The sequence below is a fragment of the Oribacterium sp. HCP3S3_B9 genome, assembly GCF_052064255.1.
In the GTDB taxonomy this organism is placed as follows: Bacteria; Bacillota; Clostridia; order Lachnospirales; family Lachnospiraceae; genus Oribacterium.
Genome location: NZ_JBQHVY010000002.1, coordinates 181,819 through 207,725 on the forward strand (window position 1 = coordinate 181,819; position 25,907 = coordinate 207,725).

Here is a 25,907-nt window from a genome sequence, read left to right on the forward strand (position 1 = left end):
CATCATAAATCCCAACCTCTCACAGTTTTTCACTGATTGCACAGCACCGTTTTTTACAGAATGTAATGCCATACAGCCGGATGTTCTTCCGGTCATCGTTCAATAGATACTCCTGATAACGGCGATCCCTGATCTGATCGATGGCCTTTTGGCAAGTCATCTTCATATCGTCAAAGTTTTTCGTATATTTTAGCTCTACGACGATTCCCGCATCCGGATCATCCGTTTCTACGATGATATCTGCAAATCCTTCTCCGGCTTCGACGTTTGACTTCACAAGCCAGTCTGCGTTTCCGGTAAGGATACCAACGAGAAGATTATGATAAGAGATTTCCTTCTCTTCTTTTCTTGCTTTCGTGTCAAAAACACTGATGGAATTACTTAGTATGCGGTTTAAATACTGCTCGATACCTTCTGTATCTCCTTCTTCAAAAGCTTTCCAGAATGCTGTGAGACGTGCCGTGTTACTGAAGATCGACTTTTTAAACCATTCGTTGATTTGAAGTCTGAATACTTCACGCACTTCCCGGTTTGGAATAATCAGCCGATAGGCTCCGCTTTCGTCTCTTCCACTCTGCGTCAAATACCCGGTCGTAAAAAGTACACTCCATAGGTTCTCGATGCTCTGATCGATCTCTTCATATGTAAGATCCAGTCGAAGCTCCTTTTCGATGGCTTCGCCATTTATCAGGCGTTCGATCTCACTCTTTGTTGTTTTATTTGCTTTATCGATGAAGTGCTTTACGAGGTCATTTCCGCTCGTGTTGATCCAGTACGCTTCCGGTTTCGCTTCTTTGTCATCCTTCGCGCGGTCCACAAAATTTATTACATCCCACGGACAGTACACGTCTGCATTTCCGAATCTGTATCCATCGTACCACTCCTTCACTTCTTCGAAGCGATCTTCCAGATGATAATCGAAAAGCAGTTTCCGTACTTCCGTATCCGTAAAACCGAACTGCTCATCAAAACGCGTATCCGTGATCGACAGGATCTTAAAATTGTTGAGGCCGGTAAAGATACTTTCCTTTGAAACGCGGAGGCAACCTGTCAATACCGCGAATGCGAGTGCAGAATTGCTTTTCAGCGCCTTCCCGAACATCGTCCTGATAAGCGAAACCATATCCTTATAGTAACCATGCTGGAATGCCTTGTCTAACGGTACATCGTATTCATCAATCAGGATAACCGTCTTTTTATGATAATGTGTCGATAATAGCTCGGAAAGCGTCTGTAATGAGCTAAGCAGTGATTCCTCCGTCATTTGATATCGCCCGTCTGAAAACGTGGTCAGTGCTTCATATGCCTTTTTCGCATTTTCATCCATGGCTTCGCTTTCTCTTAAAGAGCTATGTCGTATAGCTTCCTTCGAGATCAATTCCATCATCTGGTACTTTGCGCTCTCGAAGTCATTGCCTTCGACATTTTTCAGAGAAAGAAAAATGACCGGATACTGTCCCTGATGTTGCTCGCACAGTTCCTTATTCTCAGTAATATAAAGCCCATCAAAAAGCGACGGATCCATTCCGATTTCAAAAAAGCACTTCAGCATACTCATATTAAGCGTCTTTCCGAAACGGCGCGGACGTGTGAATAAATTCACCTCGCCCCAGTTAAAAAATAACCTTTCGATTAATTTTGTTTTGTCGATATAGTAAAAACCGTTACGACGGATCTTCTCGAATCCATCAATTCCTACCGGAAGCTTCAGTTTCTCGTTCTTGACCATACTTCTACCTCCAACAACTCATCGATCGGCCTGGATACTCATAGATCTTTCATCCGACATACGTAATCCTCAAATCCATACGCAAGGGATCCATTTCCTGATTCTCATTAAATTCTATCATAACAAACAAAAAGCTCCAGGAAAACCTGAAGCTCATGAAGTGACGGATCCGGGAATCGAACCCGGGATTCAGCCGTGAGAGGGCTGCGTCTTAGCCTCTTGACCAATCCGCCATGCGATATAAAGTTTTAAGTGACGGATCCGGGAATCGAACCCGGGATTCAGCCGTGAGAGGGCTGCGTCTTAGCCTCTTGACCAATCCGCCATGTGATATAAAGTTTTAAATGACGGATCCGGGAATCGAACCCGGGATTCAGCCGTGAGAGGGCTGCGTCTTAGCCTCTTGACCAATCCGCCATATTTGTGTCGCTCAAGGCGACTCGATTACTATAACAGTCACCCTCCCGAAAGTCAACTACTTTTTTATATTTTTTTCGAGCCCCCGGAGGGGCTCGATGTTCGTCACAGCAGATCCTTCAGGTCGTCGTAGAACGTCGGATATGAAATATTGATGCAGTCCGCGTCGAGGAGCTCGACGGCGGTGCGCTCATCACCGGCGAGGGCGAGGACCGCGAAGGTCATCGCGATGCGGTGGTCCTTATGCGTGTCGATGGTGCCGGAGCCAACACGAAGGTCACTGCCCCGTCCCTCGATGATCATGCCGTCTTCCGTCTCCTCTGCAGAGATACCAAGCGCACGCAGGCCCTCGACCATCACAGCGATGCGGTTTGACTCCTTTACCTTCAGCTCCTGCGCATCACGGAAGACCGTGCGACCGTCCGCACCCGCGGCGACCGCGGCGATGACCGGGAGCTCATCGATGAGACGTGGGATCATCGCACCAGAAATTTCGGTGCCGTGCAGCGAGGCACTGTAGCGGACATGGAGATCTGCGACGTCCTCGAAGCCGGCGAGACGACGATTCTCCAGTGTGATGTCCGCACCCATCGCAGCATAGGCATCGAGGATACCCGCACGCGTTTCGTTGATGCCAACGTTTCGAATGAGCACATCCGAGCCCGGCACGAGCAGCGCCGCCGAGATGAAGTAGGCTGCCGAGGAGATATCACCCGGTACCTCCAGTGTCTCCGGCAGCGCAGCGAGCTTCGCACCCGGCTGCAGCGTGATCTCCGCCCGTCCATCCGGAAGCAGCCGGGTGGAGACATCCGCCCCCAGCGCACGCAGCATGCGCTCACTGTGGTCTCGGGACAGGGCCGGCTCGATCACCGTGGTCGGACGCTCCGCGTAGAGGCCGGCGAACAGGATCGAGGACTTCACCTGGGCACTGGCAACCGGGGAGTTGTAGCGGATCCCGTGCAGCTTCTGCCCGTGGATCGCGAGCGGTGCACAGCCGTTCTCTCGAATCGAGCGGATATCCGCCCCCATCGCCTGAAGCGGGATCATGATGCGCTTCATCGGGCGCTTCTGTATGCTCTCATCTCCCGTCAGCTCGGAATCGAAGTCCTGCGCGGCCAGGATGCCGGAAATAAGTCTCGTCGTGGTACCCGAGTTTCCGCAGTCGAGCATTCCATCCGGCTTCTGTAAACCACGAAGACCGCGGCCGTGAATCACGACCTCGGTCTCACGCTGGTCAAGCTCGATGGCGATACCCATATGTCGGAAGCAGTCAATCGTCGATAGACAGTCCGCACCATTCAGGAAACCGCTCACGTGGGTGTCACCCTCGCTGAGGGCACCCAGCATGACGGCACGATGCGAAATGCTCTTGTCTCCCGGCACCGTCAGGCTCCCCTTCAGGGGATGCTGTGCTGCATGTATGGTTTTCTTCATCAGTCGATAAATCCTCTCATCGTCATGTAGTTCTTCATCAGGACTTCCATCTCGTCGAAGTCGATGCGGCTCGCGTTGATCATCAGATCATAATTATCCGGCTGCATCCAGTCCTCACCGGTGTAGTACTTATGGTAGTCCTTCCGTTCCTTATCGATCTTACGGATGCGACGGAGGGCCTCCTCTTCGTTGACCTTATCGTAGTCCATGACGCGCTTCGTACGGGTTACAAGATCTGCATAGACGAAGAAATCGACATGGTTCTCCATATCCGCCTCGGTCAGGATGTAATTACTGCAGCGTCCGGCGATGATGCAGCTCTCCTTCGAGGCGATATCACGGATCACCTCTGCCTGGAAGCGAAACAGATTCTCCGGAGAAACGATATTCTCCTGGGTGTTCGGCTTCCCGATGTCCGGCTTCAGACCGTACAGGGCCTTAAACAGGAAGTTCCGTCCGGCCTTCTCGTCTGCCATACGGAAATACTGCTCACCGATCGCGGTCTTCTCCGAGGTGAGCTTCAGAATATCATCATCATAAAAATGAATGCCGAGATCCTCCGCGAGACGCTTACCTACGAGGCGTCCGCCGGAACCATACTGTCTGCCGATCGTAATGACGAATTGCTTCTTAATCATAGTTGCCTCCTGATGTGATTACCTGTTGATACTATAATTATATACCATTTGAAACCCGCGTTACAATATGTATCAGATACCTTCCTTCGTCGAAAGGAGGATACGGTCGTTGTTCATCTCCTTACCGGCACCCTCGGCGAAACGCTCGAGGAGATCGTTGACACTCATGCTCGCTCTTTCCTCGCCACGTACATCGAAGACAATGTTTCCGCTGTTCATCATCAGTGTCCGGTTCCCGAGCTCCAGCGCCTGGTTCATGTTGTGGGTGACCATGAGGCAGCTGATGTTCCTCTCCTTCACAATCTTCTTCGTGAGCTCCAGCACCTTCTTCGCCGTCGACGGGTCGAGAGCCGCCGTATGCTCATCGAGCATAAGAATCTTCGGCGTGACCATGGTGGCCATCAGCAGGGTCAGCGCCTGGCGCTGACCGCCGGACAGCAGTCCCACCGGCTGGCTCATCCGGTCCTCAAGTCCCATGTCGAGGAGCGACAGCTGCTCCCGGAAGGCTTCGCGGTCCTTCTTCGTCACATAGCTGAAGAGTCCCTTCTTATGCTCGCTGGCCCGAAGATAGGCCACCGAGAGGTTCTCCTCGATCGTCATGTGGGGTGCCGTGCCCATCAGCGGATCCTGAAAGAGGCGTCCGATATAGCGGCTGCGGACATGTTCCGGAACGAAGGTGATGTCCTCCCCGTCGAGTTCGATATAGCCGGAGTCCGTGTAGAAGGTTCCGGCGATGGCATTGAACAGCGTTGACTTGCCGGCGCCGTTCGAACCGACGATGGTGGCAAAATCCCCATCCTCGAGGGTGAGGCACAGATCCGAGATGGCACGCTTTTCATTGACGGTGCCTGCATTGAAGGTCTTAAAGATATGTTCGATTTTCAGCATCTCATCTACCTCCCTGCATGGACTTACGTTCACGGATCGCGTTCAGCTGCTTATGCTTGAATGCGACGAGCTCCTTCGCACGCGGTGCAGTGATCGCCACCGCGACGATCACCGCCGACACCAGCTTGAAGGCCTCAGTCGGAACATTGAGACGCAGCGCGACGGAAATGATGAAGCGGTAGAGGCAGGAGCCCACGACCATACCGAGGATCCGCGCCATCATCTTCCGCTTTCCGAAGAGGGTTTCGCCGATGACGAGGGACGCGAGGGCGATCGTGACCATACCGGTTCCGAGATTGATGTCACAGGTTTTGTTGTACTGCGCGATGAGGCATCCAGAAAGACCGGTGATGGCATTGGCCACACAGAGACCGACCGTGATCGTGAACGCCGGGTTGATGGAGGATGCACGGACCATCGCCGGGCTGTCACCCGTCGCACGAATCGAGAGACCGAGGGTCGTGCTCAGGAACCAGCGGATCAGCAGGCAGACCACGAGGACGATCGCCGCAAGGAGGATCAGCTTGCTCCAGCTCGCGAAGGCCTTACTGCTGCTCAGCTTTCCGAAGAGCGTGAAGATCGTGTCCGTGCCGAAGATAGAGACGTTTGAGCTGAAGCCCATGACGGCCAGATTCACGGTATACAGGCCCGTGTTCACGATGATCCCCGCGAGGATGCTCTCGACACCGAGCTTCGTCTGCAGAAACGCCGTTACGAAGCCCGAGCAGACACCCGCTGCCATCGCCGCGAAAATCGCGAGGAAGGGATGACCTGCGATCGTCACGACCGCGCCCACCGCGCAGCCGAGGGTGTAGCAGCCGTCGGTCGAGAGATCACAGATATTCAGGATGGAATAGCTGATAAACAGTGAAAGCGCCACCAGTGAGTAGACGAGACCTACCTCCAGTGCCGTGCGGATGATGCCCGCTGTGAGAAAACCAGTCAAGGGTTCATACCTCCTAAAAAAAGTTTTAATTTAGTGTAACAGTTCAGGCAGGGGACCCAGAGGGGCGGCAACGGAGGCACAGTACTCCGAGACCGGTTCAATCTAAACCGGGGACCCTAAGCGGCACTAGGCCCTCTGCAATCACTGAGTTTCCTTTATGAAAACTCAGCGTTGCAGAGGGTTCCTGGGAGAGATAACACCAAAGAGACGATGCCATCAGATGCGCCTACGGCGCGGGCATCGTCGTTTGATTTTGCCACCAAGGTGGCAAAACGGCCTCGCCGCCCGGGGGCATCCACGCGCCAAAGGCGCATGGATATGTACCAAGTGCCGCTAAGGGGACCCGGCTTGATTTCACACGGTCTCTACGTATGGCCTCCGTTGCCGCCCCACCGGGTGCCCTGCCTGCCTGAACTGTTACAATTTAGTTTGCAAATTCCTTCTCGGTCTTCGTCTCGACGATCTGTGTGCAGAGATCCTGGATCTCGGACTTCACGGTATCGAGGGAAAGGCCCAGTGCCTCGCAGCTGTCGGTGTTGATGGTCGCGATACCATTATCGAAGGTCTTGACCGCGAGACTTGCCGTATCCTTACCGTCGAGGAGGATCTCCGCTACGGTGTCTGCGGTTGCGACACCGAGATTCGAATAATCGACACCATAGCCCATGAAGGCACCGTTCAGTGCGAAGGAATCCGCGCCTGCGTAGTGCGGGATCCCCGCCTCGAGGAACTTCTCATAGATACCGAGCTCTGCCTGCTGGATCGTGTTGTCGGTCGGTGTAAATACCGCATCCACGCCCTCTGCGACGAGTGCATCGGCGGCTGCCTGTACCTCATCGGTCTTCGTACCGGTCTTCTCGATGTACTTGATGCCCTTTCCATCGAGGTACTTCTTCGCATCCTCGATCGGCTGCTTCGAGGAGTCCTCCGAGTTGGAGTACAGAAGTCCGACATAATCTGTATCCGGATTCACGGCCAGCATGAGATCCATGATCGCGTTCGTGTTCAGCGCATCCGAGGTTCCGGTAATGTTGGCGCCCGGCGCATCCATGGACGCGACCAGCTTCGCAGATACCGGATCCGATACGGCGGAGAATACCACCGGGATATCCTGTCCTTCCACTGCGGACTGTACAACCTGTGCTGACGGAGTTGCAATCGGGATGATGATGTCTACATCATCCGAAATCAGCTGACTCGCGATCTGGTTCAGTACCGTTGCGTCGCCCTGACCGTTGAAGGTGTAATCCTTATAATTAAAGTTCACGCCCTTCTCCTCGGAAATCTTATCCAGCTCCTTCTCCACGTTCTCCTCGATCTGATTGAGGGACGGATGATCCATGAACTGAACGATACCGACCTTATATTCCTTTCCCGCTTCTTCGGCTGCCTCGGTAGCAGCTGCTGTATCTGCTGCAGCTTCAGTGGTCTCCGCCTTCGTCTCCGCAGCCGTCGTCGCGGCCGGTGTAGTGGAAGAACCACATGCCCCCAGTGTCGCTGCCATCAATGCTGCCATCGTCGCTGCCATAAACTGCTTCTTCATAATATTTACCTCCATGATGTCGGGCGCTCGCCCTCTGTAGATGTTCAACTGGAGCTGATCGAAATATGATGTATCACGGAAAATCCCCGAGCCTCTCCACCCCTCCGGGGTGGCCCTCTCATGGATTCGTACTAAAAAAGCCCCATGCGGAGATTTCTCTCTGCATGAGGCGAATTAATCCATAATCCGTGGTACCACTCATCTTACCTTTCGGTCACTTTTCACATACCAGCATATGTGCTGCCTGATAACGGTGCAGAACCCGTCGCTTCCTACTCGATCCCTTTCGGAGCGCCCTCCAGAGTCCATTCACTCATCTATCCTGTACCGTATTCTCATCATCGACGGCTCTCTTTGACATTCAGGATGAACTACTTCTCTCTGTCATCGGTTTGTTTTATTCGATTGACTGTACTTTAACACGTTAAATCCGAATCGTCAACACCCGATCCATAATTAAATTTTATATCAGATGTTCTGTCGTACCAGCTCAGGCAGGGTCCCCAGAGGGGCTACAACGGAGGCCATACGTAGAAACCGTGTGAAATCAAGCCGGGTCCCCTTAGCGGCACTTGGAGTATTTTTTCCTTAGCACCCTCTGCAACGCTGAGTTTTCACAAAGAAAACTCAGTGATTGCAGAGGGCCTAGTGCCGCTTAGGGTCCCCGGCTTAGATTGAACCGGTTTTGGAGTACTGTGCCTCCGTTGTAGCCCCTCCGGGGACCCTGTCTGCATGAACTGTTACGTTCTGTCAGCGATCCATCTCGCTGTGGAAGCCAGTGGAATAGTGATCGCGGATAACCGACTCGATCTCCTTCAGTGAGCTCTGCGGCAGATCGCCCGGGATGGTATTCTTCATCGCGGAGGTCGCATTACCATACTTCACTGCCTCCTGAACATCACCGTTTGAGTGAATCAGTCCATAGAGCGCACCAGAAATATACGCATCACCGGATCCGATCCGATCGACGACATCGATGTTCTCGTACGTCGGCTCCTCGAAGTAGGCGTCACGCTCTGCACAGTAGGCAAGGGAGCCGAAATCGTGGCTCTTCGGGCTGTGTACCGTGCGCTGCGTCGCAAATACAGCCTTGATCGGGAACTCCTCGGTGAAGCTCTTGATCATCTCCCGGCAGCTTCCGGTCTTCAGGAAGGTAAGCTGTGCCGTCGACTCGGAGCAGAAGAAAACATCCACATACGGAAGAATCTTCAGAATCGTCTCACGTGCTTCATCTCCACTCCAGAGGTTCCCACGGAAGTTCACGTCGAAGGAAATCAGCGCGCCATTTTCCTTGAAGCGCTTGATCGCCTCGATGGTCGTCTCACGAAGCTGTGGAGACAGTGCCAGGGTGATCCCCGACGTATGGAAGCACTTCGTGCTCTTATACACCTCTGGATCGATCTCATCGAGACTCAGGGAGAAGAAGCTCGAGTTCCGGCGATCATAGATGACCTGCGGCTTACGCGGGTATGCGCCATACTCATAGTAGTACACGCCGACTCTGGCATCCTCTGACTGATCGTAGATGAAGAAGTCATCCGATACGCCGTAGCTTCGGATGGTACCCTTCATAAACTGACCGAGGTCATGTGCCGGAAGCTTCGAGATGATACCGGTATGAAGGCCGAGCAGTGCGGCGCCTACCGCTACGTTCAGCTCTGCACCGCCGACGTTCTTCTCGAACACGTCTGAACGGGCGATACGCTCGTTTCCTGGTGGCGAAAGTCGAAGCAGCAGCTGTCCCATGGTTACAAGATCAAAGGGTCTATCCGGAAAATTCATATTCATGCCTCCCATGCCTCGGAAAATGCTTCCGAAATTGTCGATAATGCATATAATGCATTGATTTTATACCATTCTTTCGTTATAATCAAGGAAAATGTAAACGCTTACACGAAAGAGCTCATTTCCTGGTAACCGTTCTTCATGCGAAGCGTCAAAGAAGGAAACAGTATGAATATTTACGATATCTCGAAAGTAGCCGGGGTTTCCATCGCTTCCGTCTCCCGTGTCATCAACGGCGCGGAAAACGTCTCCGAGAAGACCCGTAAAAAGGTGCTCGATGTCATCGACCAGTACGGCTACACACCAAACGCGTATGCACGTGGTCTCGGGCGCGGTTCCATGAAGACCATCGGCATCATGTGCTCCGACCCGACCGATATGTACCTTGCGAGTGCCATCAACTTCCTCGAGACCGAGCTGCGCAGCCAGGGCTATAATTCCATCCTCTGCTGCACCGGCTTCGAGCTCGAGAATAAGAAGGCGAGCTTCGAGCTCCTGAAATCCCGTCAGGTCGACGCCTTCATCCTCGTCGGTTCACAGTTTATCGAGCCGAATCCGGAGGACAATGCCTACATCATCGAGGGTGCCCGGGAGCATCCGGTCATGATTCTGAACGGTTATCTCGAGGGCGAGAACATCTACTGCACCGTCTGCGACGAGCAGGGCGGTATGCGAAACGCGCTCCACCAGCTCTATGACACCGGCGCACGGAAGTTCGTCTATGTCTACTCGAGCGTCAGCTACTCCGGCACACAGAAGCTGGCCGGGCTGCACCAGGGCATCGCGGAGCTCGGACTCCCACAGGACGCACTCCGCACCGTACATGGCCACCGCCGCTTCGACGAGATGGCGCAGCTTCTGAAGGAAGCCTACGAAGAGGAAGCCTTCGACGCCATCCTCGGCTCCTCCGACACCTCCGGTGTCGGTGCCGTCAAGTTCGCGCGACGCATGGGCCTTCGGATCCCGGAGGATCTCCAGATCGTCAGCTGGAACGACTCCACCCTCGCGGTGGCCTCCTCTCCGGAGCTGACCAGTGTCGACGCGATGCTGAAGGAGCTCTGCCAGAAAACCTGCCAGCATCTGATGACGCTTCTGAATCCGGCGGAGGATGCGCAGGGCGAGCCGCTCGAGACGGAGATCCCGAAGAAGACCGTCATTGCGACGCGCCTCGTCACGCGTGAAACCACACGTTTCTGACGACCGGAGGCCTGCAGCCTCTCCTGCCCTGTCACCGATCATCACGCTGACAGCGGCACCAGACGAGGCCACTGAAACGTCGGAGGGTCACAAGCGAACACTCGTATGCATTGACCGTCCGACACCTGCACTGAAGACAATGCCGTAAGGCGTTGCATATATATTTATCCCTATCTGTCGCTGTCCCCGGAGCGAAATGCACGGACCGCTCGGCAGATACCACAAACTCATGGAGGTAAAGCTATGAAACCATTTATGGACAAGGACTTCCTGCTCTCGACCGATGTAGCGAAGGAGCTCTATCACGAGATCGCAGAGAAGGCACCGATACTCGATTACCACTGTCATATCGATCCGAAGGATATCGCAACCGATAAGAGCTACGATAACATCTTCCAGGTATGGCTCGGAAAGCCACCAATCGGTGACCACTACAAGTGGAGACAGATGCGTGTCAACGGCGTACCGGAGGAGTACATCACCGGAGATAAGCCGGACCGCGAGAAGTTCCAGATGTGGGCAGAGACCCTTCCGAAGCTCATCGGTAACCCGCTCTACCACTGGTCTCACCTCGAGCTTCGTAAGTACTTCGGCTACGAGGGCTACCTGAACGGCGACACCGCTGAGGAAGTATGGAACCTCTGCAACGAGAAGCTCCATGATCCATCCATGTCCGTACGGAACATCATCAAGCAGTCGAACGTAAAGCTCATCTGCACCACCGATGACCCGATCGATACCCTCGAGTGGCATCAGAAGCTCAAGGACGACGCAAGCTTCGACGTAAAGGTTCTTCCTGCATGGAGACCGGACAAGCTGAACAACATCGAGCTCCCGACCTTCGCACCATACATCGCAAAGCTCGCGGAGAGATCCGGTATCACCATCACCGATATGGCTTCCCTCGAGAAGGCAGTCGCTGACCGTCTCGATTTCTTCCAGTCCATGGGCTGCTCTGTCACCGACCACGGTGTTCGTTACGTTGCATACGCTCCGGCTGAGAAGTCCGAGCTCGATGCGATCCTGAAGAAGGCGATGAACGGCGAGGCCGTGACGGTAGAAGAGGCTGCCAAGTACAAGACCGCGATGCTTCTCTTCCTTGCAAAGGAGTACAACAAGCGTGACATGGTCATGCAGATCCACTACGGCTGCGTACGTGATAACAACGCCGACATGTTCGCAAAGCTCGGCCCGGATACCGGCTTCGACTCCGTCGACAACTACGCTCCGGCCGATCAGCTCGCGAAGTTCTTCAACGCCCTCAGTGCGACGGATGAGATTCCGAAGACCATCCTCTACTCACTGAACCCTTGCGATAACACCACGATCAATACCATCGCCGGCTGCTTCTGCAAGGCACCTGTAAAGAACAGAATAACCCAGGGTGCTGCATGGTGGTTCAACGATCACAAGCAGGGCATGATCGACCAGATGGTCAACATGGCTAACCTTTCCGCACTCGGAAACTTCAACGGTATGCTGACCGACTCCCGCTCCTTCCTCTCCTACGCTCGTCACGACTACTTCCGTCGTATTCTCTGCGAGCTGATCGGACAGTGGGTAGAGAACGGTGAGTATCCGTACGACAAGAAGGCCCTGACCGAAATCGTAAAGGGTATCTCCTTTAACAACGCTGTGAAGTACTTCGGCTTCGATCTCGAGCAGTGCTAATAAATTTTAAAAAACGGGAACCTGTCCTCTCTGAGGACAGGTTCCCGTTTTGTTTTTCTGAAATGTCGAGCATCGTAATAAGCCGGGTTATGTATCAAGTGGTCATCTATCTAGGACGTATGTTGCCATACGCCTCCATCAACCTACCCGGAAGCGGACGAGCCACCCTATGCTTCCTGTTTGGTCTTTCTTCAGATGGGGTTTATAATGCCGTTCCTGTCACCAGGCCCGCGGTAGTCTCTTACACTGCCCTTGCACCCTTACCGGTCGAAGCCGGCGGTCTACTCTCTGTTACACTTTCCTGTGCGTCACCGCAACCTGCCGTTAGCAGGCATCCTGCTCTGTGAAGCCCGGACTTTCCTCTCCCAGCCGGTTTCCCTACGCTGGCAGCGACCACATCCGATACTCGACACCACATTTTACCTCAGGAATCCCGCGCCGTCAAGCACCCGCGGGCTCCTTGGGGCATACAGTTCAGCCGACGTCGAGGCAGCTGCCGCCGATGAATTCCCGTATGATGGAGTTCTTCGGGATCAGCTCCGGGCTGATCGGGAGGAAGTAGTCGAGGAACTTGAGCAGGCGCTTCGCCTCCTGATACTCCGGCTCTTCCGGCCGGATCTGGAACAGGAGGGGTGCTGCGAAGAGCTTCAGCACTGGAAGCTCATAGATCATGCTGGAGTTCACCATCACATCCGCAGTCTCCTGGAACGGGAAGATGTTCTTATCCTCTCCTCGGCGTACGCTGTCCCACATGGTGATGGTATCCTTCGCGCTGTAGCCACGGGTGCGGTTATCACGCACGATGCGGCGGAGGAGACGGCCATCCGCCGTCGGTATGCGGTTGTGGTCGTCGACATTGATCTGGGTCAGGGCGGAGATATAGATCTTGAAGCGTGCGTCCACCGGAAGCTGCTTCGACATCTCGTCATTCAGGCAGTGGATGCCTTCGATGACGAGGACGTCGTTCTCGCCGAGCTTACAGAAGTGGCCGCGGTACTCGCGCTTTCCGGTTATAAAATTGTAGACTGGCAGCTGCACCGTCTCGCCTGCGAGGAGCTTCAGCATATCCTCACTGAACTGCTCGATGTCGACACACTTTATGGACTCGAAATCCTTCTTTCCATCCGGGCCGATCGGGGCGAGCTCGCGATCACGGAAGTAATTATCGACGGTGATCGGGTGCGGATGCAGGCCGAGGGCCATGAGCTGTATGCTGAGACGACGTGAAAAGGTCGTCTTGCCGGAGCTCGACGGGCCGGCGATCATGACGAACTTCTTATTCCGCTTCGCGATCTCCATCGCGACGTTGCCGATCGTCTTCTCGAAGATCGCCTCCTGCATCAGGATGAGCTCATCGGTGCCACCCTGGACGATGCAGTCATTCAGCGCGGCGACATTGCCGCAGTCGATGGAGTTCGCCCAGGCCGCGGATTCCTTCTGGACCTTATAGAGCTTATCCAGCGGCACGAAGCGCGCTACATGCTCCGGATCCCGCATCGTCGGCAGCATCAGTACGAAGCCGCTGCCGTACGGTACGAGGTCGAAGGCCCGGATGTAGCTGGTATCCATCACCATATAGCCATAGAAGTAATCGAAGAAATTTCCGAGGCTGTAGATATTGACCCGGCTCGTCATACGATAGTGGAACAGACGCTCCTTGCTCGTCATCCCGACCTCACGGAACATCCGGATCGCTTCGTCGGTCTGCACACTCCTCTTCATGATCGGAATCTTCTGATCCCGGTACGCTTCCATGGTCTGCTTCACCTGAGCGAGCAGTGCCTCCGTCACCTCGACCCCGCCACGAAGATAACAGTAGAAGCCACCGCCGAGGGTATAGTCGACCACGACGCCGAAATCCTTCACATCGGCACAGAGGTGATAAAAGGCCTTCAGCATCATAAAGATCGCCGAGCGCTGGTAGGCCATGTGCCCTTCCTTGTCTGCGCCGGTGATGAAACTGATCTCCCCGCCCCTCTCCGGTACATGCTTATGAAGCTCGTAGAGCTTCGTACCGAGCTTTGCCAGCAGGATCTCTTGCGGGATCTCCGCCTGATGCTGCATCGCGATCTCATAAAATGTCGTGCCCGCTGGATATTCGCAGGTCTTCCCCTGAACTGTAATCGTCATGTACTTTCCTCCTCAGACAATCTGCGCCGGGAAGTGCAGCTCCTCCTCGATGATCTCTGCCTCCGGGAACTCTGCCCGCAGAAACTCGGCGATGTAGTGCACGAAGATATGCTCGAGGCCGTAGTGGCCAGCGTCGAGAAGACTGATGCCCTCCTCACAGAGGTCGAGGCCCTCGTGGTGGCCCATATCGCCGCTCAGGAAGGCGTCAACCCCGAGGCTAAGTACCTCCTTCAGCTCGCCGCGTCCAGAACCCGGACAGCAGGCGATGCGCCGGATCGGCATACCGGCATCATAGTACTGAACAAACGGCAGTCCGAAGCACGCCTTCACACGGGCCGCGAGCTCTGCAGCGCTCAGCAGCTCCGGCAGCTCTGCCGTGAAGCCGATGCCATAGGCATCTGGATTCACATCGCGCTCTGTTTCCACGACACGCAGCTGAAGACCCTCTGCTGCGCCGTTCTGCGTGTCCTTCGGAAGAAATCCCGTCGGCTCCATCAGGCCCGTCTTCCGAAGTCCCAGGGCCGCACAGACGATGTCCGCCATGCCGCCCGGGCAGGAATCGAAGTTCGTGTGCATCGAAAAGACAGAAACGTCATTCCGTATGAGATCCAGAAGCTTGAGCCCCAGTGCTGACTGATCATTGATGGACTTCACGCCACGGAAGATGATCGGGTGATGGGTCACGATCAGATCGCTGCCGGCATCGATCGCGGCATCGACGACCGTGCAGGTGGCATCCAGTGCGACATAGATGCGGCTGACCTCCCGGTCCGAACGACCGACCAGCAGCCCCGGGTTATCCCAGTCGCAGGCGGCTGCCTTCGGCGCGAGCTGCTCGAGCTTTTCTGTAATCATAGATACTGTGTTCATCGATATGCCTCCAGTGCGTTCATACAATGCTGATATGCGGTACGTACCTCCAGCGAATCGGTCTGTCTGAGGATGCCCTCATATCTCGTTTTTTCCTTTTCCAGAAAGCTTTTTAAAACCGGATCCAGCCGGCGGAGCAGACGGCCACCATAAAGGAAGTCCTCCTCCGTGACATACATCGAGTCGGAGGACGCCGCGTCTGCACACTTCGATACGTTAAGTATGACATAATACTTTCCCTCATCGATGAGCATCGTTTCTTCGTCGATCTGCATGCCCTCTGCGAGAAGGAAGTGGCGGAAGTGCGGGATCTCCGACTGTGGTGACAGAACGAAGTGCGCGAAGTCCCTGAGCCGTCCCTGCAGGATGCGCTCCATCAGCGGTCCGCCCATACCCGCGACGACGACGGTGTCGGCCTCCCCCGGCGCGACCTTCTCGAGGCCGTCTGAGAGGCGGGTCTCGATCTTTCCGGCGAGTCCTGCGCAGAGAATATGCTCCGCTGCCTGCTGCAGCGGACCCTTCCGTACGTCACAGGCGAGGGCGCGTGCCGCTCTCCCACGCCGTACCGCCTCGATCGCGACATAGGCATGATCACAGCCGATATCCGCGAGGCAGCCGGAGTCCGGCATCCGCTCTATGATGGTTTCCAGTCTTTTCGGAAGCTGAAACTGCTTTTCCAATTCGTTCCTCCTGTATATAGCCTGATCGTTCTATGCATCGGGATCCTTCTGCAGACCAGCTATGTCCTGTTTCATCGAAATGCTTCTGCTGTCCTGTACCAGCCTATTTCATCAAGACAGTTCCGCAGGCGAGTTTGATGCAGCCTCGCCCATATACTCAGTCGATGTGCATACCCTGAAGCGCCGACTGTTGCCGGAAGAGCTCCGACAGCTGACGAGGATCCGTCTCATTCGCGATTTTCGTATTCAGCGAGCTCATCTTGACATTCCGAATCACATCCTCGAGCCCGCGCTTGAACTCGCGCTCGTCGACATCCTCCGGCAGTAGATTCCCGTTAAACATCGCGGCGACCTTCTCATACGCCTCCTCATCCTCACGGAAACGATCGAGGATCGTATTGACCGGCTGCTGCTGGTAGACGAGCTCCAGTACCGTGCGGACGGTTTCATCACTGATGTCCGCCGGCTGGATGTACTTCTGGACCGTCGGTATGAGCTCCGGCTTTTCACTGAGCCAGGTGACGAGCTGCTTCTCCGACTTCTGAAGCGCCGTCTCTACCTTCTTCTTCGGGTTCGTCCGCGGCATGAAGCTCGTGGACTGATACATCTTCTCGTTCAGCGGGGAGTTCCGGCGCGCCCGCTGCTCGCCCATCGTATTTACGAGGCGACGCAGGGCATTCACGTCGATCATCTGCTCGCGGGCCACAGCCTGGATATAATTCTCCCGCTCGATGGCCTCCTGGATCTCGCTCAGCTTCTCCGCGGCGGCATTTGTATACGCTGTCATGCCTGCCGGGTCCTTGAGGTCGTAGTCGAGCTTCATCACATCGATGAGCCATAGAAAGCTGTTCTGTGCCTGGTCGATGCGCTCCTGAAAAGCTTCCTGTCCCTTCGCCTTGATGAACTCGTCCGGGTCCTTGTATGGCTTCATGCTGATGACCTTACTCTGGATCCCGACCGCCTTCAGCATCGGCATCGCGCGCTTCGCGGCCTTGATGCCGGCACCATCCGAATCATAGGTGAGAAGGATCTCACCGACATAGCGCCTGAGAAGGCGGCACTGCTCTTCCGTGAGCGCCGTACCGAGCGAAGCGACCGCATTTGTGAAGCCGGCCTGGTGCATCGAGATGACGTCCATATAGCCCTCACAGAGGATGAAATACTTCTTCCGCGACTTCTTCGCATAGCAGAGACCGAAGAGGTTTCTTGACTTGTCGAAGAGACGGGTCTCCGGACTGTTCAGGTACTTCGGCTCACCCTCGCCCATCACACGGCCACCGAAGCCGATGACACGGCTGTTAACATCCATGATCGGGAAGATGACACGATTAAAGAACTTATCGTACGCGCCGCGCTCGGAGAAGTTCACGAGACCGGACTCCCGGAGGATCGCGTCCTCATAGCCGCACTGGCGGAGATAGCGATAGAGTCCGTCCCGGGTCTGGTCGGCATAGCCGAGTCCCCATACTCGGAGCGTTTCGTCACTCAGCTGACGCTTCCGGAAGTAGTTCATACCGAGCTGTCCGACCGGCTTCCGGAGCGCATCGTAAAAGTAGACAGCCGCCTTTTTATTGATCTCGAGAAGCTTCGTCCGGAGGTCACGGCTCTGCCGCTCCTCACTGCTGACATTTCCCTCCGGAAGCTGATAGCCCTCTTCGTCGGCGAGCTTCCGCACCGCCTCCAGGAAGGTGAGGTTCTCATACTCCATCGTGAACTTCACGACATCGCCGCCCTTTCCGCATCCGAAGCAGTAGAAAATCTGCTTCGACTGATTCACGGAAAAGGAGGGCGTCTTCTCTCCATGAAACGGGCAGAGCCCGAAATAATTGGCGCCCATCTTTTTCAGATGGACGACCTTACCGACCACGTCCACGATATCGGCCCGTGATCTTACTTCTTCTATGACTTCTTCAGGATAATACAAGAGGATTCTCCAGTTCTTCTAAAACTTCTGCCAGCCGACCGGCACAAAATACTCCTTAAATTTATAGATACAGTAATCGTCCGTCATGCCGGCGATATAATCGCAGACGGAGCGCTCGCGCGCGATCTGACGCTTGAGCTCCTTCTCCGGATCATCCGACGCGATCTTCGCGAGATTCGATTCGAGCATGGTGATGAACTCCTCGGTCATCGAGTCCGGGTGCTCCATATAATACTGGAACAGCAGCGTCATCATGCGTCGAACCTTGACCTCCTCCTGCTTCGCCTCACCGCCGATATAGACATGCGTGAACATCCACTCCCGAAGCGACTGCATCGCATGCTCGACCGGTGCCGACATCGTAAGCAGCGGCTGTCCCTTCGACTGATAGATCACGTCATGGATCAGGACGCTTAAGCGTTCCTTCACCGAGTGCCCCAGGATGTCGCTGATCTCCGACGGGATCTCCTCCTCCCGGATGAGGCCCGCGCGGATCGAGTCGTCGATGTCGTGGTTGATGTAGGCGATCTTATCCGCGAAGCGGACCGCCTGACCCTCGAGGGTGTTCGGATGACCCGAGGTGCGGTGGTTCAGGATGCCGTCGCGCACCTCCTTCGTGAGATTGAGGCCCTGGCCATTTTTTTCCAGCACCTCGACGACGCGCACGCTCTGCTCGACATGGGAGAAGCCCTCGTGACAGAGGCTGTTCAGCACATGCTCGCCGCTGTGCCCGAACGGGGTATGGCCGAGATCATGGCCGAGGGCGATCGCCTCGATGAGGTCCTCGTTGAGACGGAGTGCCTTACCGAAGGTCCGGGCGATCTGACTGACCTCCAGGGTATGGGTGAGACGCGTACGGTAGTGGTCTCCCTCCGGTGCGATGAAAACCTGCGTCTTATGCTTGAGGCGGCGGAAGGCCTTACAGTGGATGATACGGTCACGATCACGCTCGAAGCACGGGCGTATGTCGTCCGGCTCCTCCGCCCGGTCTCTCCCCTGCGATTCCGAGGAGAGTGCCGCATACGGCGACAGGGTCTCCCGCTCCAGCGCTTCCAGTTCTTCTCTGATACAGCTCATCTTGCCTCCGATCTGTTGCAACAGCCGAATGATTGTTTGCTCTTAGAATATCATTTTCAGAGAGCTGAATCAATGAACATTCCGTCCTGTATGTATGATTACACAAAAAGAAAAACCCGTAAGCCATGCTTACGAGTCAGTCCCAAGGGTAGTCGATGCGACTGGATTCGAACCAGCGACCTCTGCGTCCCGAACGCAGCGCTCTACCAAGCTGAGCCACGCATCGATAAGTTGTTTTCGTTGCTGTGTTGTGTCTGCCTCAGCAACAGGTAAGATAATATCAGACAGACGGGTGAGTGTCAAGCATTAATTTGAAACTTTTTTCGGGTCCCGGCTGCCTGAACGATAACTCCATCTCATCCGTACGGAAAAGGTCGTGGAGTGTTCACTCCACGACCTGTGCATCACATCACTTACTGTGCATCATCCTGCGCAGATGCCGCTGGCGCCGACGCTGCCGGCTGCTGCTCCGCGGTCTCCTGCTGTGGCTCCGGCTGATAAACTGCCGTGTTCAGCTCACGACGATTGCTGACGACGACATCGTAGGTCTGCTGCATGTTTTCCATGAGCGCCTGGTATCTCGACTGCTGCTCGACCATCGAGTGGCTCATCAGGGTCTCGATGGAGGCGAGGATGGAGTCTGTGTACTGGATGGCGTTCAGCTTCATGTTGTTGGACTCAGCGGTCGCATTTGCGAGGATCTGATCTGCCTGCGCCTGTGCCTGCTGTACGAGCTCGTTTGCCTTCGTGTAGGCCTGCTGCATGATCTCGTTCTCAGATACCATCTCCTCGGTCTGCTGCTTTGCATCCTGAATCATGCTCTCTGCCTGATTCTTCGCATCTGCAAGGATCGCATCCTGCTGGGAAATGATCTTCTGGTACTTCTTGATCTCATCCGGAACACGGAGGCGAAGCTCGACCAGAAGCTCCTCCATCTCCTCTTTATTTACAAGGATCTTCGAATTCGACAGTGGCTGATACTTACAGCTGTCAATGTACTCCTCAATCTCACCGATTAACTGCTCAATTCTGCTCATGTTTCTTAACCGCCTTAAATTTTCCCTTCATTCTATCCTGTATCTCAGGTGACACGAATTCATGGATATCGCCGCCGAAGCTTGCGATTTCCTTTACGGTGCTGGAGCTGAGATAGGAATACTTCAGATTTGTTGTTAGAAAGATCGTATCGATATCCGGCGCGATGACCTTATTCGTCTGTGCGAGCTGAAGCTCGTACTCGAAATCCGTCACGGCACGGAGTCCTCTGACGATCACGGTAGCGCCCTCCGCATGTGCGAAGTCGACCGTCAGGCCATCGAAGGCCTTCGCCTCGACATTGTCGAGATGTTTCGTCAAATTATTAATCATTCTAACACGTTCTTCACTTGAAAACAACGGCGTTTTCGCGTTGTTTGTAAGCACGCCTACGATGAGCTTATCGACGATTTTCGCGCCGCGCTCGATGATGTCAAGATGACCGAAAGTCACCGGATCAAAGGATCCAGGATAGATTCCGATTTTCATACTGTTCTTCTCTCCAGGCTATTATCTTATGCCTTTTTCGTCGCTTGACAAGTCCGATCTTCCGAAGTTTTTCTTACTTTTTACGGAAGAAAACGTGCTTGTTCGTCTTATACAGCTTTTCACGTACGAGCGTGTAGCCGAGTGCCTCGATGTCATCCGTCAGATCATCGTTGAGATCCGCCTCGATGATGAACAGCGTATGCTCATCGACATAATCCATATCGTGGAGGATGTCCATCGCCTTCCGCTCGAAGCCGTGATTATATGGCGGGTCCATGAAGACCACGCTGAAGTGGTAGCCTGCGTTCCGGAGGCGGTTCAGCGCCGACATATAGTCGGAGGCGATCACCACACCCTCCTCGGTGAACTTACAGTGCGTGAGGTTCTCCTCGATGCAGCGGATCGACTTCGGTGCATTATCGACGAAGACCGCACGACGGGCACCACGGGAGATCGCCTCGATGCCGATGCCGCCGGAGCCTGCGAAGAGATCGAGGAAGTCGATACCCTGGACCTCGAACTGTAAAATATTAAAAAGGGTTTCCTTGATACGGTCCTGGGTCGGACGTGTATCCATCGAATCTACGGTCTTCAGCTGAAGGCTCCGTGCGGTTCCTGCAATTACTCTCATCTCTGCTCTCTTTCTATAACACTTCAGTTTTCTTCTTAATATAAGGATGCATCGGCATCCCTGTCAAAGGCTGATGCCACCGTCTGATCTCTGTCATCTGCTCGAGTCCGTCATTCTGCGCCTGACAGACGCGGGAATCTCATAGTGTACAGCTCTTCGCGAGGAAGCGATCAAGCGCTTTTTTCAGCTCCCCATGCTCCGGAAGCGTAAGCTCCGCATCCGTCTTCAGTACGAAGGCTGCATCCTCTGAAGCTTCCCGGAGGAGCGCGCCATCCTCATAGATGTCTGCGATGGCGAAATCCAGGGCACCCGACTGACGGACACCGAAGATGTCACCCGGTCCCCGAAGCCGGAGATCCTGCTCTGCGATGTCGAAGCCGTCGTTTGAGTGGGCGAGGATCTGCAGTCGCTGCTTCGACTTCTCCGAGTTCTGCGTATCGACGAAGATGCAGAAGCTCTGATGCTCCGAGCGTCCGACTCGTCCGCGCAGCTGGTGAAGCTGCGCCAGTCCGAAGCGCTCTGCATTCTCCACCATCATCACCGTCGCATTCGGCACATCGACCCCGACCTCGACGACGGTCGTCGACACGAGGAGGTCGATCTCGTGCGCGAGAAAGCGTGCCATGATGTCTTCTTTTTCTGCCGGCTTCATCTTACCATGGAGTTTCCCGATCTTCACTTCTTTTGGGAAAATTTTACGGATCTTTTGCACATAATCCGATACATTCTCGAGATCGAGCATATCGTTCGGCTCCACCATCGGACAGATGATGTAGGCCTGACGTCCCTTCCGGATCTCCTCGTAGATGAATTTATACGCATTCTTTCGATAATTCTCATCGACCACCGCGTTCCGGATCGGGAGACGATCCGCCGGCTTCTCCCGGATCAGGCTCACCTGCATATCCGCATAGACGAGCATAGCGAGCGTCCGCGGAATCGGGGTCGCCGACATCACGAGTGTATGCGGTCGCTGGCCCTTTTCTGACAGCTCCTGCCGCTGATTCACGCCGAAGCGGTGCTGCTCATCCGTGATCACGAGTGCGAGCTGGTCATAGACGACCTTCTCCTGGAACAGGGCATGGGTGCCGATGATGAGATCCGCATCGTGGGTGGCGATGCGTGTATAGAGCGTTTTCCGCTCCTTCGCCGTCATCGAACCGGTCACGAGCACCGGTCGAAGCGCGAGCGCATGCTCCTCGATCATCGCCTTCATCTTCGCAAAATGCTGCTCCGCGAGAATCTCCGTCGGCGCCATCAGTGCCGCCTGGTAGCCGCTGAGCGCCGTCTCCAGCATCGCGAGAAAGGCGACGATGGTCTTTCCGGAGCCGACATCTCCCTGCACGAGGCGGTTCATCACGAAGCCAGACCGGAGATCCGCCGTGATGTCCTGCACGGCCGCCTTCTGCCCTTCGGTGAGCTGAAACAGCAGCTTCTCTACCAGCGCCGCTACCTCCGGATGCGCCTCGATCACGAAGCGCGAGCGTTCCGCTGCGTGATGCGCCTTCTTCTCCGCCAGCGCCAGAGAAAAGAGGAACAGCTCGTTAAACGCAAGGCGTTTTCGGGCCGCTTCGAACTGCGTCACGCTCTCCGGAAAATGCATTGCCCGGACCGCCGTCCGCATATCCATCAGGGTCCGGTTACAGCGTATGCTCTCCGGGACGAAATCCGGACGGAACACCGACACGTCCATCGCCTGCCGCACCGCCTTCAGAATCGCCGTATTCGAGAGCCCCTTCGTCTGCCCATAGACCGGCTCCAGGGTGCCTGGCTTCGCTTCGTATTCCTCCGGTCGAAAGATCCGGGGCTGCTGCATCGTCTTCTGTCCCTTGAAGCTCGTGACCTTCCCGAGGAAGACCAGGACCGTACCGGCCCGCAGTGTACTCTTTAGAAAGGCGGCATTGAACCAGCAGAGACGCAGCTTTCCCGAGAGATCTCGGACATAGGCCGTCGTCATAAGGAGACCGTGGAGATGCACCACCGTCGCATCCTTCTCGAGCATGCCCATGACCGCCTGCTGCTCGCCATCGACGAGACTCCCCACCACCTGCGTCTTCGGGAAGCTCAGATAGGTGTGCGGGAAGTAGTAGACGAGGTCCTCTACGGTCCGAATCCCCAGCTTCTGAAACAGCTTTTCTGTTTTCGGGCCGATGCCCTTCAGTTCTGTAAGTTCCATGTTTCTATATAAAAGAGCCCCTGAGTTTCCTCAGGAGCTCCGTTTCGTTCATACGATTACTCTACCGACAGGAAATAGTAGTAGATCGGCTGTCCGCCGTACTGAAGCTCGGTCTCGACCTGCGGGTACGCCTTACGGATACGCGTAGCCAGTGCCTCCGCTTCCTCCTCCGGGATGTCCTGACCATAGTAGATGGTGATGATCTCAGATTCGTCGTTTACCATTGCCTTGAGCGCCTCCAGAACCGCCTGGTTCTTCTCCTTCGCGACGGCCAGCAGACCGTCATCGCCCAGGGCCATGATGTCATCCTTCTCGATGGCATGGCCGTCGATGGTGGTGTTGCGGACCGCATAGGTGATCTCACCGGTGCGTACGCACTGGGACGCATCCTTCATCGCCTCGAGGTTCTCCTCTGGATTCATATCCGGGCTGAAGCTGATCATCGCTGTGATGCCCTGCGGGATCGTCTTTGTCGGAACGACGATGATGTTCTTATCCTCGATGATATCCTTCGCCTGATTGGCTGCGAGGATGATGTTCTTGTTATTCGGAAGGACGAAGATCGTCTCTGCATTGACCTGATCGCAGGCGTTTAAGATGTCCTCGGTGGACGGATTCATCGTCTGACCGCCCTCGATGACATAATCGACGCCGATACCGCGGAAGATTTCCGTGAGTCCATCACCGGCCGATACCGAGATGAAGCCGTACTCCTTCGCAGGCTCTTCCGGCTTCTCCGGTGCCGCTGCAGACGCAGCTTCTTCCTTCTTCTCCTCTGCGATCCTCGAGGCATCCTCGATGAGCACCTCATGATGCTCGAGGCGCATATTATCGACCTTCATCTTCGAGAGATAACCCATGCTGAGGCCCTTCTCGAAGGCATTGCCTGGGTGATTCGTATGGACATGTACCTTGATGATGTTCTCATCCGAGAAGCAGACGATGGAGTCACCGACCCCGCCGAGCCACGCACGCAGGCTGTCGACCTCCTCATCCGTGAACTCATGATCACCGTTCACCATGAACTCGGTGCAGTAACCGAACTTGATGTCCGCCGTTGAGATCTCGCCACGGGACTTCCGCTCCACCGGAGCCTCGGCCTTCGCCGCGCCCTGATCGCCGAGATCGAGGACGACCTCTTCTCCCTTGAGCGAAGCCAGGGCACCCTTCACGACCGTCATGAGGCCCTGTCCGCCGGAATCGACGACACCCGCCTCCTTCAGTACCGGAAGCATCTCCGGGGTCTTCGCGAGCACCTCGTCACCGTACGCGACGACCTTCTCCAGCAGCGTGATGAGATCCTCATCGGTCACTGAAAGCTCGGTGATGCGATCGGCCATGCCCTTCGCCACCGTCAGAATCGTACCCTCCTTCGGCTTCATGACCGCCTTGTACGCCGTCTCCACGGCACGGCTGAAGGCACGTGCCATGATCAGGTTATCGATTCCTGCCTCATCCGCATGCTCACGAATCTCCTTCGTAAAGCCACGAATCAGCTGGCTCAGGATGACACCGGAGTTTCCGCGTGCGCCACGAAGAGAGCCGCTGGCCATCGCCTTCGCGACATTCTCCAGGGTCGGTGCACTGATCGCGGCGACCTCTCGTGCCGCTGACATGATGGTCATGGTCATGTTCGTACCTGTATCGCCATCCGGTACAGGGAACACGTTTAACTCATTGATCCACTCCTTCTTCGCGTTTAAGTTGTTCGCGCCAGCCAGAAATGCATTTTTCAGCTGTAAAGCATCTATCTGATCACCCACAGGTAATTCCTCCTTGTAAAGCTACTTAGTCAATGACGCGAACGCCCTCTACATAGACGTTCACATCCTTCACCTTCATACCAGTATACTCTTCTACCTTGTAGCGGACATTCTCGATCAGGTTCTCCGCGACCGCCTGAATGCTGACGCCGTATGCCACGATGACATGGAAGTCCAGAGAGATTCCGTCCTCCTCCATCGTTACGAGGATGCCCTTGGACTGACTTTCACGCTTGAGGAGCTTGACCAGGCCCTGCTGTACAGAAACCTTCGCCATACCCACGATGCCGAAGCACTCAACGGCGGTCATACCCGCATAGGCTGCAATAACGTCTGGCGTTATCTGAATCTCACCCATTTTGGATGCAATCGTTCCTCTCATATCGTACCTCCCGAATAAGGATCTATATTAAATCATAAACACTATGATTATACCATATCTATGGAGCGCTTAAAACAGAAAAAGGGCATTACGATTCGATCGTAATGCCCAATAATCTTTCAATCAAACGATCTCAAAATTAAGCGTTCTCTGTTGCAGCTACTGCCTCTGAAGCCTTGGCTGTACCGAATGCACGCTCAACCTTACCGGATCTTAAGCAGGAAGTACATACATACATCTTCTTTGTACCACCATTTACCTTTACTCTAACAGACTTAACGTTAGCCTTCCAGATCTTGTTTGATCTTCTATGTGAATGGCTTACCTGATTTCCGAAGTGAACTGCCTTCTCACAAATTGCGCACTTTGCCATGGTTGCACCTCCCTTTCAAATTAATCGAATCGAGACACAATCATGCCCCTGAATTCGCGACTCGCCTATAATAACAAATCTCCATTTGTATTGCAAGTACTTTTACGCATTTTTTCCAAAATATCATCC

21 protein-coding genes, 4 tRNA genes, 1 other RNA gene and 1 other annotated feature are annotated in these 25,907 nt (G+C 54.8%); of the genes, 2 read left to right on the top strand and 24 right to left on the bottom strand.

What is annotated here, in order from left to right:
• Positions 1-19 precede the first annotated feature (19 nt).
• From ACTNC3_RS02175 to ACTNC3_RS02220, 10 genes are all read right to left on the bottom strand, one after another.
• On the bottom strand, positions 20-1,729 hold the full coding sequence (locus ACTNC3_RS02175; protein ID WP_441226316.1) for an AAA family ATPase: 1,710 nt from the start codon (positions 1,727-1,729) through the stop codon (positions 20-22).
• 161 nt (positions 1,730-1,890) lie between these two features.
• Positions 1,891-1,962, bottom strand: a tRNA-Glu gene (locus tag ACTNC3_RS02180).
• 20 nt (positions 1,963-1,982) lie between these two features.
• Positions 1,983-2,054: transfer RNA gene (locus ACTNC3_RS02185), tRNA-Glu, on the bottom strand.
• Between the two features lie 20 nt (positions 2,055-2,074).
• Positions 2,075-2,146 (bottom strand) — tRNA-Glu (locus ACTNC3_RS02190).
• 105 nt (positions 2,147-2,251) lie between these two features.
• A complete protein-coding gene (gene aroA, locus ACTNC3_RS02195; RefSeq protein WP_410043070.1) occupies positions 2,252-3,580 on the bottom strand; it encodes a 3-phosphoshikimate 1-carboxyvinyltransferase in 1,329 nt (442 codons plus the stop codon).
• Entirely contained in the window at positions 3,580-4,218 is a 639-nt protein-coding gene (locus ACTNC3_RS02200) for an AAA family ATPase (protein WP_410043071.1), read from the bottom strand. Before ACTNC3_RS02200 ends, aroA begins: the two co-directional genes overlap by 1 nt.
• Before the next feature lie 72 nt (positions 4,219-4,290).
• Complete coding sequence (locus ACTNC3_RS02205; protein ID WP_410043072.1) at positions 4,291-5,106, bottom strand: ABC transporter ATP-binding protein; 816 nt, start codon at positions 5,104-5,106, stop codon at positions 4,291-4,293.
• Between the two features lies 1 nt (position 5,107).
• The gene (locus ACTNC3_RS02210) at positions 5,108-6,052 is read right to left on the bottom strand and encodes an ABC transporter permease (protein ID WP_441226317.1); all 945 of its coding nucleotides are present in this window, start codon (positions 6,050-6,052) and stop codon (positions 5,108-5,110) included.
• A gap of 424 nt (positions 6,053-6,476) precedes the next feature.
• On the bottom strand, positions 6,477-7,595 hold the full coding sequence (locus ACTNC3_RS02215) for an ABC transporter substrate-binding protein (RefSeq protein WP_441226318.1): 1,119 nt from the start codon (positions 7,593-7,595) through the stop codon (positions 6,477-6,479).
• 162 nt (positions 7,596-7,757) lie between these two features.
• Positions 7,758-7,992: a binding site (T-box leader), on the bottom strand.
• A gap of 353 nt (positions 7,993-8,345) precedes the next feature.
• A complete protein-coding gene (locus tag ACTNC3_RS02220) occupies positions 8,346-9,377 on the bottom strand; it encodes a sugar kinase (RefSeq protein ID WP_441226319.1) in 1,032 nt (343 codons plus the stop codon).
• A 171-nt stretch (positions 9,378-9,548) separates the two neighbouring features.
• Here ACTNC3_RS02220 and ACTNC3_RS02225 point away from each other — a divergent pair, with 171 nt between their 5' ends.
• Complete coding sequence (locus ACTNC3_RS02225) at positions 9,549-10,577, top strand: LacI family DNA-binding transcriptional regulator (RefSeq protein WP_441226320.1); 1,029 nt, start codon at positions 9,549-9,551, stop codon at positions 10,575-10,577.
• 243 nt (positions 10,578-10,820) lie between these two features.
• Positions 10,821-12,248 carry a glucuronate isomerase gene (gene uxaC / locus ACTNC3_RS02230; protein WP_441226321.1) on the top strand — a complete coding sequence of 476 codons (1,428 nt, stop codon included), beginning with the start codon at positions 10,821-10,823 and terminating at the stop codon, positions 12,246-12,248.
• Between the two features lie 62 nt (positions 12,249-12,310).
• Here uxaC and rnpB read toward each other — a convergent pair.
• The 14 genes from rnpB to rpmB all read right to left on the bottom strand — a co-directional run bounded on the left by rnpB (position 12,311) and on the right by rpmB (position 25,778).
• Positions 12,311-12,657, bottom strand: an RNA gene (rnpB, locus tag ACTNC3_RS02235) — RNase P RNA component class A.
• 65 nt (positions 12,658-12,722) lie between these two features.
• Positions 12,723-14,378, bottom strand: a complete 1,656-nt coding sequence (locus ACTNC3_RS02240; RefSeq protein WP_441226322.1) for a nucleoside kinase — start codon at positions 14,376-14,378, stop codon at positions 12,723-12,725.
• A gap of 12 nt (positions 14,379-14,390) precedes the next feature.
• Positions 14,391-15,248 carry a Nif3-like dinuclear metal center hexameric protein gene (locus ACTNC3_RS02245; RefSeq protein WP_441226323.1) on the bottom strand — a complete coding sequence of 286 codons (858 nt, stop codon included), beginning with the start codon at positions 15,246-15,248 and terminating at the stop codon, positions 14,391-14,393.
• Entirely contained in the window at positions 15,245-15,928 is a 684-nt protein-coding gene (locus ACTNC3_RS02250) for a tRNA (adenine(22)-N(1))-methyltransferase (RefSeq protein WP_441226324.1), read from the bottom strand. The genes ACTNC3_RS02245 and ACTNC3_RS02250 overlap by 4 nt, the downstream gene beginning before the upstream one ends.
• Before the next feature lie 157 nt (positions 15,929-16,085).
• Entirely contained in the window at positions 16,086-17,852 is a 1,767-nt protein-coding gene (dnaG, locus tag ACTNC3_RS02255; protein ID WP_441226325.1) for a DNA primase, read from the bottom strand.
• An 18-nt stretch (positions 17,853-17,870) separates the two neighbouring features.
• A complete protein-coding gene (locus ACTNC3_RS02260; protein ID WP_410043968.1) occupies positions 17,871-18,929 on the bottom strand; it encodes a deoxyguanosinetriphosphate triphosphohydrolase in 1,059 nt (352 codons plus the stop codon).
• Positions 18,930-19,081: 152 nt separating this feature from the next.
• Positions 19,082-19,155, bottom strand: a tRNA-Pro gene (locus ACTNC3_RS02265).
• 187 nt (positions 19,156-19,342) lie between these two features.
• Entirely contained in the window at positions 19,343-19,966 is a 624-nt protein-coding gene (locus tag ACTNC3_RS02270) for a vacuolar family H+-ATPase subunit H (protein ID WP_441226326.1), read from the bottom strand.
• A complete protein-coding gene (gene coaD, locus ACTNC3_RS02275) occupies positions 19,953-20,453 on the bottom strand; it encodes a pantetheine-phosphate adenylyltransferase (RefSeq protein WP_410043966.1) in 501 nt (166 codons plus the stop codon). The genes ACTNC3_RS02270 and coaD overlap by 14 nt, the downstream gene beginning before the upstream one ends.
• 73 nt (positions 20,454-20,526) lie before the next feature.
• Entirely contained in the window at positions 20,527-21,084 is a 558-nt protein-coding gene (gene rsmD, locus ACTNC3_RS02280) for a 16S rRNA (guanine(966)-N(2))-methyltransferase RsmD (protein ID WP_410043965.1), read from the bottom strand.
• A 139-nt stretch (positions 21,085-21,223) separates the two neighbouring features.
• Positions 21,224-23,260 (bottom strand): ATP-dependent DNA helicase RecG, encoded by a 2,037-nt coding sequence (gene recG, locus ACTNC3_RS02285; protein WP_441226327.1) that lies wholly within the window; start codon positions 23,258-23,260, stop codon positions 21,224-21,226.
• A gap of 56 nt (positions 23,261-23,316) precedes the next feature.
• Positions 23,317-25,023, bottom strand: a complete 1,707-nt coding sequence (locus ACTNC3_RS02290) for a DAK2 domain-containing protein (RefSeq protein ID WP_441226328.1) — start codon at positions 25,021-25,023, stop codon at positions 23,317-23,319.
• 25 nt (positions 25,024-25,048) lie between these two features.
• Positions 25,049-25,405, bottom strand: coding sequence for an Asp23/Gls24 family envelope stress response protein (locus tag ACTNC3_RS02295; RefSeq protein ID WP_410043962.1), 357 nt, complete (start codon positions 25,403-25,405; stop codon positions 25,049-25,051).
• A gap of 139 nt (positions 25,406-25,544) precedes the next feature.
• Positions 25,545-25,778, bottom strand: coding sequence for a 50S ribosomal protein L28 (gene rpmB, locus ACTNC3_RS02300; RefSeq protein ID WP_410043961.1), 234 nt, complete (start codon positions 25,776-25,778; stop codon positions 25,545-25,547).
• Positions 25,779-25,907 lie beyond the last annotated feature (129 nt).

Coding starts and splice junctions, on each gene's coding strand:
- rsmD (WP_410043965.1), bottom strand. CDS start 21,084: ATGAGAGTAATTGCAGGAACCGCACGGAGCCTTCAGCTGAAGACCGTA.
- rpmB (WP_410043961.1), bottom strand. CDS start 25,778: ATGGCAAAGTGCGCAATTTGTGAGAAGGCAGTTCACTTCGGAAATCAG.
- ACTNC3_RS02205 (WP_410043072.1), bottom strand. CDS start 5,106: ATGCTGAAAATCGAACATATCTTTAAGACCTTCAATGCAGGCACCGTC.
- ACTNC3_RS02240 (WP_441226322.1), bottom strand. CDS start 14,378: ATGACGATTACAGTTCAGGGGAAGACCTGCGAATATCCAGCGGGCACG.
- uxaC (WP_441226321.1), top strand. CDS start 10,821: ATGAAACCATTTATGGACAAGGACTTCCTGCTCTCGACCGATGTAGCG.
- ACTNC3_RS02270 (WP_441226326.1), bottom strand. CDS start 19,966: ATGAGCAGAATTGAGCAGTTAATCGGTGAGATTGAGGAGTACATTGAC.
- ACTNC3_RS02260 (WP_410043968.1), bottom strand. CDS start 18,929: ATGAGCTGTATCAGAGAAGAACTGGAAGCGCTGGAGCGGGAGACCCTG.
- ACTNC3_RS02215 (WP_441226318.1), bottom strand. CDS start 7,595: ATGAAGAAGCAGTTTATGGCAGCGACGATGGCAGCATTGATGGCAGCG.
- ACTNC3_RS02200 (WP_410043071.1), bottom strand. CDS start 4,218: ATGATTAAGAAGCAATTCGTCATTACGATCGGCAGACAGTATGGTTCC.
- ACTNC3_RS02220 (WP_441226319.1), bottom strand. CDS start 9,377: ATGAATTTTCCGGATAGACCCTTTGATCTTGTAACCATGGGACAGCTG.
- recG (WP_441226327.1), bottom strand. CDS start 23,260: ATGGAACTTACAGAACTGAAGGGCATCGGCCCGAAAACAGAAAAGCTG.
- ACTNC3_RS02175 (WP_441226316.1), bottom strand. CDS start 1,729: ATGGTCAAGAACGAGAAACTGAAGCTTCCGGTAGGAATTGATGGATTC.
- coaD (WP_410043966.1), bottom strand. CDS start 20,453: ATGAAAATCGGAATCTATCCTGGATCCTTTGATCCGGTGACTTTCGGT.
- aroA (WP_410043070.1), bottom strand. CDS start 3,580: ATGAAGAAAACCATACATGCAGCACAGCATCCCCTGAAGGGGAGCCTG.
- ACTNC3_RS02245 (WP_441226323.1), bottom strand. CDS start 15,248: ATGAACACAGTATCTATGATTACAGAAAAGCTCGAGCAGCTCGCGCCG.
- ACTNC3_RS02225 (WP_441226320.1), top strand. CDS start 9,549: ATGAATATTTACGATATCTCGAAAGTAGCCGGGGTTTCCATCGCTTCC.
- ACTNC3_RS02295 (WP_410043962.1), bottom strand. CDS start 25,405: ATGAGAGGAACGATTGCATCCAAAATGGGTGAGATTCAGATAACGCCA.